Raw genomic sequence first — 8,337 nt, 5'->3', positions numbered from 1 at the left:
GGCCAGAGCCTGAACGCCATGTGGAACCGCCGCCAGTGCACGAAGTTCAACGGCGCGAGCTACATCATCCAGCGCGGCGCCGCAGCAATCTACACCGAGGAAGGCGAGCGCCAGATCGAGGAGACGCTTGCGTACTACCGCAACAACGCGCGCGTAATCAAAGAAGGCCTTGAAGCCGCTGGGTTCACCGTGTACGGCGCCGTGAACAGCCCTTACATTTGGTGCAGAACCCCCGAGGGAGTCGGCAGCTGGGAGTTTTTCGACAAGCTGCTCACCGAGGCGAACATCATCACCACGCCGGGCGCGGGCTTCGGCCCCTCGGGCGAAGGTTATGTGCGCCTGACCGCCTTCGGCGATGCCGACGCCACCGTCGAGGCGATGGAGCGCATTAAAAAGCTCATGGCGTAGCGAACGTCGAGTGGCGTAGCGAGCCCCATGCGGCGGGAAGAACGCCACCCGCCGCAGGAAGCGTCCTTCCCGCGAAAGAGCTTAGGAGCAAAACTAAAAGGAGCCTCGAGCTTGTGCCCGAGGCTCCTTCCATCTCACGCGGCAGATCGCGCAGGCTGCAACGCTGACCTTAGAACCCGCCTTGGCTTGCGCGCTCGGGAACGAGCGTGCGGCGCTTTCCCTTCGCCCAGTTCATGCTGCGGAATTCCTTCACCTCGTGGAAGTTGTAGTTCTCAGCCCACATGAAGCAGAAGCCGCGCAGCTCATCGAGCAGCTCCTCGGGCGTGCCCGCATGCTCGTCCTCGATGTAGGTCTTGAACACGGAATACGTCTCGCTCTTGTCGTGGATGCGCACCTTGGGGAAGCGGATGGAAAGCCACGTGCGGATTGCGGCGTTGAGCTTCTCGGCGCCGGGATCATCTCCGAACATGACCTCGATCGGCTCCCAGTATTCCTTGTACAGGCGCGTCTGCTCGTCGTGATCCATCGCGATGAGCAGATAGTTGCGCACCAGGTCAGCCGTCGTCAGCGGTACACCGCGCGCGTTCAAGCTCTCGAAGATAAGCTGCGGGTTGTCGCCACGGTCGAGCTCCGCGTCGATCACCGTGAGCACCTTCATGCCCGCCCACAGCACGTCGGCGTCGAAATCGCTCTTCTCCATCTCGCCGTAGAAGTAGTCGAGGTTCTCGGTGATGCGTTCGGAGGGACGCTCGGGCATCGGCGTAGCGTTCACCACCGCCTCAAGTGTCGGGCAGTCGTTCAGCGACAGGATGAGCTTCGCCGCCACACCGTCGCCCGTCTTCACGTGGAGGAACGTGCCGGAGATGTCGTCGGCGGTGAGGCCATCGGCGGTCGCGCCGTGCGCGCGCAGATACTTCACGAGCGCGGCGATCACGATGGTGAGCGTGGTCATGCGCTGCTGGCCGTCGATCACGTCGAGTTGGTGCTGCGCCGTCTTCGCGAAACGGTCGGGCGAGTAGAGCACCGTGCCGATGAAATGCGCGTTGCCCGTACGGCCCGAGCGGTTGATGTCCTGCCACAGCCCCTTGCATTGCTGCAGGCCCCAGGAGTACACGCGCTGGTACACCGGGATGACGAACTGGGTGTCTTCCGTTCCCAAAAGGTCGAGGAACAGCTCTTGTTTAGTTTGCATGCGTAAAACTCTTTCTCCATTTCGCGCCCAAGGTGCCGGCCTGGACGCGGCCTCCATCTTGCACCCGAAGCGTCGCCGCGGGTGCGGCCCCAAAAAACCGTGAAGGATTATAGGACAGGCGCCTATGGATGAGTAGATGTTCGAATTCGATTGAGCAGGAGAATCCGCAAATCGCGCACAGAGAGCGACCCCCGAAGAGAGAAACGGCAAGTGCGCGAGCAAACCATAGGATACAATCCTAGAAATACCGTGCTCGAAAACGATGCAGAGGCGAGCTCGAAGGGCGGCTTGGAAGCAGACGCATCGCGATCCCTCTGCTCGCGCTGGCCGTCAAGCGACAACCAAGGGCACGCCCGGCACCGAAAGATTGGGGAGCAACCATGACTAAGAAACGCATCTTGCTTGTAGCCACGGGCGGCACCATTGCATCGAAAGAAGAGGGAAATGGCTTGTCACCTGCGCTTTCAGGCGAGGAATTGACGAGGTACGTTCCCGAGGTGGCAGACCTCGCCACACTCGACGTGAAACAGGCCATGAACATCGATTCGACCAACATGCGCCCGAGCGACTGGCTGCGCGTCGCCCGCACCATCATGGAAAGCTACGACGACTACGACGGGTTCGTGGTGCTGCACGGCACCGACACCATGGCATACACCGCGGCCGCCCTGTCCTATCTCATCCAACACAGCCCCAAGCCCATCGTGCTCACCGGGTCGCAGCGCCCTATGGCGAGCGCCTTCACCGACGCGAAGCTCAACCTCTACCAAAGCGTGCTGTACGCAACCGACGACGACGCGAGCGACGTATCGATCGCGTTCGGCGGCGTCGTCATCGCGGGAACCCGCGCGCGCAAGCAGCGCACCATGAGTTTCAACGCCTTCACCAGCGTGAACTTCCCGCCGCTCGCCTATATCCGCACCGACCGCATCGTGCGCTCCGCCCCCTTCGCGCATGCAAAGAGGGCGGAGGGGGCACGCGGACACGCAGCAGCAGGGCGTCCCGTCGTCTACGACAAGCTCGACCCGCGCGTGTTTGCGCTGAAGCTCACGCCAGGGCTCGATTCGCGAATCTTCTCGGCCTTGGCGCCCGCCTACGACGCAGTCATCTTAGAAACGTTCGGCATTGGCGGCATTCCCGAGCAAGGCGAGACTGGCCCGTGCTTCCAGGACGCTATCTATTCATGGGTCGATTCGGGGCGCATCGCCGTCATGACGACGCAGGTCCCCGAAGAAGGTCTTGACCTGGGAGTTTACGAGGTTGGCCGCGCGTATGCGAACCATCCGGGCATTTTGCGCGGCGCCGACATGACTCCCGAGGCGATCGTCGCGAAAACCATGTGGGCGCTCGGGCAGACCCGAGATGTGACAGAGGTTGAGCACCTGTTCAACTGCGAGATCAACCACGACCGCTCGCCGTTCGAGTAAGCAGAAAGCACGAGGCAGCGCACCGCCTCGCGCACTACTTAGGCCACGAAGAGCTTGCTTGTGTCGCCCGCGTCGCAGTCGGCAAGCGCGACGCTTTTGATCGACGGGTCGTCGTCGGTCGAGTAGTAGTACGTCTTCGTGCGCGCCGAGTAGCACCCCGTGTAGAGCGTGCGCTCGAAGGTGCCGTCGGCCATCGCCGCCGAGCCTTCCACCATCGCCACATTCCCAAGCGTGTGGAACGCGCGCAGCACGTTTTCCCATTCGCTGGACTTTTGCGGGTAGTTCGCGTTCAAGAACGCCGCCTTCACGAAGCGCGAAGGGGAGTAGGAATCGCCCGGGATGCCGCGCGCACCGGCGCCTGCGCCGAAGGGGGTAAGCTCGGCGCGACCCCAGGTCGCAGCAGCGGGGAAGTCGCCCGTTGCCGTGATATAGGTGCGCAAGTTCGTCATATGCCAGGTGAACTCGGGCTGGTTCGCCAGCGTATCGACCGGGTTGTCCATCACATGCAGGCCGTCGGTCATCTGCTCAATCACGATCGAGCGCGTGCCATCACCGACAATCCAGTGCAGCATCGACACGCCGAGCTGGTCGCTCACCGGCTTCGCAATAATGTTCGCATTCGTGAGGGCCGCCTCCACTTCATCGACCGACGCGAAGTTCGCGGCCACCCAAACGGGGAACTCGTAGGCCGCGATGTTCGTCTTCCCATCGATAGGCCCCTTGGAATATTCGGCGAACCCAGGGAAGTTCAAGCCGGCAACGCCCAAGCCCGCGTCGTTTCCGCAATCGAAGTAGAGTGGATAGTTGTCGAGCACGACCGCCATACCGATCATGGCGTGCGCCGCCGGCACGTCATCGAGGAAGGAGTAGGGGAGCGGAAAGCCCGCGGGCGTCACCACCACGCGCTCACCGTAGCGCGTGCTCCAATCGAGATTGCGTGCCAGATACATGTTGCCGTCACCGTCGCTGAACCTGATTCCCGTGCACATATCGCATCCTTCCGTGAAGCTTATCCGTCCGCGCCCGCCCGCATCGGGTGGGCCTTTCTTCCATGCCATCGTGCGCCTGGGTCGTTTCAAGGACAACCGGAAGCTTCCCATCGTTGCCATTTGGTCACCAAAACGCCGCGCCGCAAACAGATTGAACTTACAGAAAAACCCTCCGCCGTGAACAAAAAAACGATGGGGGCAAATGCTACAGCTCCACGTAGCACCACCCGAAGCCAGCGCTACAGTTCGCGTTGGTTTTCCTCTTTTCCCAGTTCGCGCGCTTGGTACTCTGCCTCTATTTGCTGGGCGAACTTTTCCATCTTGCGCTCGCCCTCGCTCTGAATGCCGAAAAGCGTGCGGCCACTCGATACGCGCGGCTGCTCATCGCCGCTCATCTGAATGCGAAGCTGTTCTTGAATGCGTTTCCATTTTTTCTCGAAGTCGTCCATGCGACTATGATAGCAGCCCTCGCGAAACGACCGCATGAGAAACCTCAATGCCGCTCGCCTTTGCTTTCGCACGCTACACTGTTGATTTTTGCATGCCGTGAGCAGCCACGTTGCTGAGCCGTTAGAATACGAGACCCCCTTTCCATGCCTTTTGGCGACAACTGAAGAACTCAAATTCCACCCGGGATCGCCTGGGTGGAATTTTTCTGTCCCCATTACGGGATAGGGAACTGTGCGCGAAAACGTCCAAGCGGACGGCGCGGGCGACAAAAACGAAAAACAACGAGGAGGAATCAAGCACCCTTGCAGCGCGACAAAATCAAACCGATCCTGTTCAGCATCATCAAGCATTCCACCAAAGAGGAGCTCAAAGAGCAGCTTCCCCGCGACATCGTGTCGGGCATCGTAGTCGCCATCGTGGCGCTGCCGCTCTCCATCGCGTTGGCGATCGCATCGGGCGTCGGCCCTGAACAGGGGCTCTACACCGCCATTGTCGCAGGCTTCCTGATCGCATTCCTCGGCGGCTCGCGCGTGCAGATTTCCGGCCCCACCGCCGCGTTCGCGACCATCGTTGCCGGCATCGTCGCAACCGACGGCATCGGTGGCTTGGTGGCGGCAACGCTAATCGCCGGTGTGTTGCTTGTGCTCATGGGCCTGCTCAAGCTGGGAACCATCATCCGCTTCGTGCCCTACACCATCACCACCGGTTTCACGGCAGGCATCGCGGTGACCATCGTGATCGGCCAGCTGAAAGACTTCTTCGGGCTCACGTACCCCGAGGGGACGGCAACGGTCGAGACGCTCGACAAAGTAACGGCACTCGCGGAAAACTTCGGCACCTTCAATTGGCAGGCGCTCGTGGTGGGCGCGGTGTGCCTGGCGGTGCTGTTTTTGTGGCCGCGACTGGGCACGCTGGGGGCCAAGGTGCCCAGCTCGCTTGTCGCCGTCATCGCGGGCATGGCCATGGTTCCCCTGTTCGGCATGAACGTAAACACCATCGGCGATTTGTACACCATCAACGCCGGCCTGCCCGAGCTGCACGCGCCGCAGCTCTCGATCGATTTGCTGCGCGAACAGCTTCCCAACGGCATCACCATCGCCATCCTGGCCGCCATCGAATCGCTGCTCTCGTGCGTCGTCGCCGACTCGATGATCAGCTCGCACCACCGCTGCAACATGGAGCTCGTGGCCCAAGGCGTTGGCAACCTGGGCTCGGTGCTTTTCGGCGGTATTCCCGCGACGGGCGCCATCGCCCGCACGGCCGCCAATGTGAAGAGCGGCGGGCGCACGCCGATCGCAGGCATGGTGCACGCGCTGGTCCTGCTCGCGGTGCTCGTGTTCCTCATGCCGTACGCAGCGCTTATCCCCATGCCCACCATCGCGGCAATCCTGCTTCAGGTCGCCTACAACATGAGCGGCTGGCGCAACTTCGCGCACCTGTGTCACACGGCATCGAAGGGCGCGGTTGCCACGCTTCTGCTCACGTTCATGCTCACCATCGTGTTCGACCTGGTGACGGCCATTGCGGTCGGTATGCTCATCACCGTGGTGCTGTTCATGAAGATGGTTTCCGAGGAAACCGAAGTCAAAGGCTGGAAATACTACTGCGACGCCGACTCCGAGGTCACGCACTTGCGCGAGCTGCCCAAAAGCGTGCGCGTGTACGAGATCAACGGCCCGATGTTTTTCGGCATGACCGACCGCATTACCGATATCTCGGTGAAGGAGTTCACAAAATACCTGATCATCCGCATGCGCGGCGTGCCATCGCTCGACTCGTCGGGAATGAACGCGCTCGAGAACCTCTACGACTACTGTAAGGAAAACGGCGTGAAGCTCATCTTCAGCCACGCCAATGAACAGCCCGTAAAGGCCATGCGCCGCGCAGGGTTCGTCGATTTGGTGGGCGAGGAGCACTTCCGCCCGAACATCGACGACGCCATCGAGCATGCGCGCGAACTGATTGCAGCCGAAGAAGCCGCGAAGAGCGCGAAGGCGGCGTAAGAAGGGAAGGCGGCTTGGAGCGAGCCCAATGAGAAAGGCGGTCGAGCACAACGATGCCCGACCGCCAAAGAAGGGATTTTTTCAGGGCGCCCGGCATTCGCCCTCTGCGTTTAGGCCCCTCATAGGTTGAAACCAAGAGGAACGCACTTCGATGAGGTCAGCACCTACCGGCCGGAGCCGCTCACACTATGCACGAGCCCCCGACTTCGCTACGTCGCGCGGAGAAGCCCCATCGCTTCCCGCATTACCCGCAGCCGAAGCCTTCGCGGCGGCGCGAGCAGCAGAGAGATCGGCTGCGTTTGCAGCGGCAACCTCTCCCGTCCCCACGTTCACACGCTTCTTCACCTTGATGCACAGCGCACACGCAAAACCGATCACCGCAAGCGCGAGAGCGAACGCGAATCCCCAGTGAGACCCCTGCGTGAAGGCGAGCGTCGCGTCAGTCCCACCTGCAGCAACATAACTCGCCTGACCTGCGGTAAGAAGGCTTGTCGCCACCGCAGTGCACACAGCTCCAAGCACCTGCTGCATCGTATTGAGTGCCGTAGAGCCATCGGTCGACAGGTTGTGCGGCAACGACGAGAGCGCGTGCGTCTGGCAAGGCGACATCGCAAGCGGAACACCAATCATCATGACGATATGGCAAGCGACCACGTAGACAAGCGAAGACTCGGGCGTGGCGAAAAGCAGAGCCGCCGCACCCACAATGGATAATCCGAAACCGCACAGCGCAGGCCCGCGCGCGCCGATGCGGTCGTAAATGCGACCGGCAACCATACTCACGAGCGCGTTCACGACGCCGCCGGGCAGCATGACCACGCCCGTCACAGCCACCGCCAACAACATGCTGTTCTGGTAGAACTGCGGCAGGATGTACATTGCGGAAAGCGTGACCCCGAAATTAACCATCATGCACACAACACCGACGCGAAATCCCTGATGAGAGAAGATGCGCACATCGATGATCGGCGTCTCCATGGAAAGCTGACGACGCGCATACAGCACTAGGCATACAGCACCCGCAACGAGCGCAGCCAGCACGACAGGGGAAGTCCATCCGTACGAGCTCGCCATCCCAGCCCCGAACACGACGCCGCCGAAACCCACAACCGAAAGCACGATGGACAGCCCATCGATCGAAGGCTTGGTCAACTTGTAGGGATTCACCTCGAACTTCAATGCAAAGACGATTCCCACAAGAGCAATCACCGCGAAGCTTGCGAACACGAGGCGCCACGAGCCGGCACCCACAAGCGCGCCCGCGAGCGTGGGGCCGATAGCAGGCGCGAACATGATGACAAGCGCGCTCGTTCCCATGGCGGCGCCAATCTTATGCGGGGGAATCACTTCGAGCACCATGGCAAACATGATGGGAAGGACAAGCCCCGTGCCGACCCCCTGCATCGCGCGCCCGACGAGCGCCACGGCAAACGAGGGGGCAGCAGTGCTCACAATTGCGCCGACGAAGAAGGCGCCCAGCGCGAACACGGTGAGCTTTCGCGCAGAAAACCACTTCATGAGCAGGCCCGCAAGCGGCAGAACCACGCCGATCACAAGCATGTAACCCACCACAAGCCATTGCGTGACGGAAACGTCGACACTGAATGCCATCGACAGCTGCGGCAGGGCGATATTGAGCGCGGTCTCACTGTACATTCCAGCAAAGCCGCCGCAGAAAAGCCCCATGAGGGCAAGATAAGGATGCGCCACCTCAACACGGGCGCGGGGAAGGTTTGCATTGCTCGAAGTCACTATCTCAATTGCTCCTTTCTTAGGGGTGATACTCGCCAAAAGCCCACGTCAGCATAAAAAAGTGGTCGCAACATGCTCGTTGCGACCACCTCTGCATAACGTATGCAGCGTCTCAC

General features: G+C 61.1%; 7 protein-coding genes. 3 read left to right on the top strand and 4 right to left on the bottom strand.

The window, feature by feature from the left end; all coding sequences use genetic code 11:
* Positions 1-408 (top strand): aminotransferase class I/II-fold pyridoxal phosphate-dependent enzyme (locus Q0I65_RS08250; protein ID WP_296062269.1); only part of this gene is annotated, 408 nt, incomplete at its 5' end.
* Between the two features lie 169 nt (positions 409-577).
* On the opposite strand, the gene Q0I65_RS08245 is transcribed toward Q0I65_RS08250, so the two are convergent.
* Positions 578-1,600, bottom strand: coding sequence for a DUF262 domain-containing protein (locus tag Q0I65_RS08245; RefSeq protein WP_296062267.1), 1,023 nt, complete (start codon positions 1,598-1,600; stop codon positions 578-580).
* Positions 1,601-1,980: 380 nt separating this feature from the next.
* On the opposite strand from Q0I65_RS08245, the gene Q0I65_RS08240 reads away from it, so the two are divergent.
* Complete coding sequence (locus Q0I65_RS08240) at positions 1,981-3,027, top strand: asparaginase (protein WP_296062264.1); 1,047 nt, start codon at positions 1,981-1,983, stop codon at positions 3,025-3,027.
* 38 nt (positions 3,028-3,065) lie between these two features.
* Here Q0I65_RS08240 and bsh read toward each other — a convergent pair whose 3' ends face one another.
* Positions 3,066-4,085 (bottom strand): choloylglycine hydrolase, encoded by a 1,020-nt coding sequence (gene bsh, locus Q0I65_RS08235; RefSeq protein ID WP_296062261.1) that lies wholly within the window; start codon positions 4,083-4,085, stop codon positions 3,066-3,068.
* Between the two features lie 170 nt (positions 4,086-4,255).
* A complete protein-coding gene (locus Q0I65_RS08230) occupies positions 4,256-4,465 on the bottom strand; it encodes a hypothetical protein (protein WP_296062259.1) in 210 nt (69 codons plus the stop codon).
* 303 nt (positions 4,466-4,768) lie between these two features.
* Between Q0I65_RS08230 and Q0I65_RS08225 the strand changes: the two genes are divergently transcribed.
* Positions 4,769-6,469, top strand: coding sequence for a SulP family inorganic anion transporter (locus Q0I65_RS08225; protein WP_296062257.1), 1,701 nt, complete (start codon positions 4,769-4,771; stop codon positions 6,467-6,469).
* Positions 6,470-6,655: 186 nt separating this feature from the next.
* On the opposite strand, the gene Q0I65_RS08220 is transcribed toward Q0I65_RS08225, so the two are convergent.
* Positions 6,656-8,221, bottom strand: a complete 1,566-nt coding sequence (locus Q0I65_RS08220) for a DHA2 family efflux MFS transporter permease subunit (RefSeq protein ID WP_296062255.1) — start codon at positions 8,219-8,221, stop codon at positions 6,656-6,658.
* Positions 8,222-8,337 lie beyond the last annotated feature (116 nt).

This window comes from uncultured Ellagibacter sp., from assembly GCF_934643285.1.
Classification (GTDB): domain Bacteria; phylum Actinomycetota; class Coriobacteriia; order Coriobacteriales; family Eggerthellaceae; genus Ellagibacter.
Note: the sequence above shows the minus strand (reverse complement) of the source record. Positions and strands in the feature narration are given on the sequence as shown.